Source organism: Methylobacterium sp. WL9 (genome assembly GCF_008040035.1).
GTDB classification, from domain to species: Bacteria; Pseudomonadota; Alphaproteobacteria; order Rhizobiales; family Beijerinckiaceae; genus Methylobacterium; species Methylobacterium thuringiense.
This window is the reverse complement of the sequence record NZ_VRVE01000169.1, coordinates 1-1,787: the sequence shown is the minus strand read 5'-3', so window position 1 is coordinate 1,787 and position 1,787 is coordinate 1. Positions and strand designations below refer to the sequence as shown.

Here is a 1,787-nt window from a genome sequence, read left to right as displayed (position 1 = left end):
CCAGTTCCGGTGTGGGATCCTGACGATCGGCCGTGTCGAGCTGCGAGAGGTAGCGCGACACGCTCTCCTCGATCTGCTGGCGGCGCCGGTCGAGCTTTCCCTGCGTGAAGTTGCGGTCGCGGTTGTTAACCGCCTTGAACTTCGAGCCGTCGATCGCGACGCGCGTCCCCGTCAGAAGGCCCATCTCGCGGCACAAGGCGACAAAGCGGGCACAGACCCGCCCGATGGCCGGTCCGTTCTGCCGGCGGAACTCGGCAATGGTCTTGTGATCGGGCGACAACTGGCCCGTCAGCCACATGACCTCGACGTTGCGGCCCGCTTCACGCTCCAGACGCCGGCTCGACGGGACCCGGTGGAGATACCCGTAGACATAGAGCTTCAGGAGCGCGGCCGGATGGTAGCCCGGTCGTCCCGTCCGTGCCGCATCGACGCCCGCGAAGCCGAGCGTGCCAAGATCCAGCGCATCCACGAAGGCATCGACCACGCGGACCGGGTTGTCCTCGGCGATCCAGTCCTCAAGACACGGCGGAAACAGCGTCGTCTGATCGCGCTCGGCACCGACAACAAACCGTCCCATGCCAACCTCCGGTCAGACCGAAGGAACGTACCATCATCGGGGTTTTGACACAGCCAGGGTCGAAAGCAGCTGCTAGCGGCGGTTCGCTAGAGGCGCATCTATAGGGGACCGACCGCGCCGGTGCTGGTTCGCATACCCGAAAAAGACCAGCGCCAGATGCGTGAGCGCGCCGGCGTGCGACAGGCCGCTAGGCTCGACGCTGACGGAACGGGATGACGTTGCTCTCGCCATCAAGAATAGCGGTCTGCTTGCGCAGTAGGGTGGCAGAATGATCGCCTCTATTCGCAGCCACGCAGGCCGGCTTTAGCTCCTCAGCCAAGGCCAGAGCGCTGGCCCGCGCATCGGTGAGCACGCGCTGGAGCACATTGGACGGGGCGGTGCTTCGTTCGCCCAATTCGAGCTCCTGGGCGATGACGTCGAGCGAGGCGACGAGCATCGTGGCTCTCATGTCAGACGGGAAGTTCATCGAGTTGCTCCGGCGGGATGTCGAAGAGGTAAGTCTGATCCACCCATCTCCTCAGAGCCAACGGCAGTTTCTGAAGGTAACGGTCACCACCTGGTCGATAGCCCGGTCCGACCGGTGGGGGCAGTCCGCCATCGCGCTGAGAACGCGCCGGTCACGCCCAAAGAAATTTGCAACTGATCCAAACTTTTGGCGGTCAAGTACCGGGCCAGACATCGGGGGCGCTACACGAATCGCAGCCGCGTCGGCCCGTGTAGTTTCGCGTTCGTGGCAGTCCTACGATCCTGTAATTCGAGGCTATCGGGGCCGAAGCAGAATGTCAGAGCCAGCCTATTCGATTTTTGACGACGAGGAAGACATCCCCTGCGATCCGGGCCCGGACTGGACGCATTATCGGGCGATGAGCATTCTTCAGTCTCTCGAGCAAGCCTGCCGGAACGAGTGTCCGGCTTGGTGCTTGGACAGTGCGCTGCTCAGTATCGATAACAAAAATCATGATCCCGCGACACGAGGATGGCAACTGCATGAACGGGACCGTGATGCGCTACTGATCGCTATCACGCGAGCCAAAGCTCTCCTGCCGTCGCATATTCCAGAGTATCCGGCTGAGCAGTTTCGTCTAGAGCGGCTGCCGATCACGCGGAGTCGGGCTGGGTTTTCACACGCGGGCTGATCTGATTCCCTGTCTGCTTTCGACAGGAGGGTCGATGTCGTCGCCGTTGTCGTCCGATCTGCGTGAGCGCGTCG

The 1,787-nt window shown here is 62.4% G+C and carries 2 protein-coding genes; both read right to left on the bottom strand.

The genetic code is table 11. The features are described 5' to 3' along the window. Window positions 1–577 (bottom strand): transposase (locus tag FV217_RS22210; protein ID WP_147821793.1); only part of this gene is annotated, 577 nt, incomplete at its 3' end. Window positions 578–764: 187 nt separating this feature from the next. Then, complete coding sequence (locus FV217_RS22205; RefSeq protein ID WP_147821791.1) at window positions 765–1,013, bottom strand: hypothetical protein; 249 nt, start codon at window positions 1,011–1,013, stop codon at window positions 765–767. Window positions 1,014–1,787: the final 774 nt, after the last annotated feature.

Coding starts and splice junctions, on each gene's coding strand:
- FV217_RS22205 (WP_147821791.1), bottom strand. CDS start 1,013: ATGCTCGTCGCCTCGCTCGACGTCATCGCCCAGGAGCTCGAATTGGGC.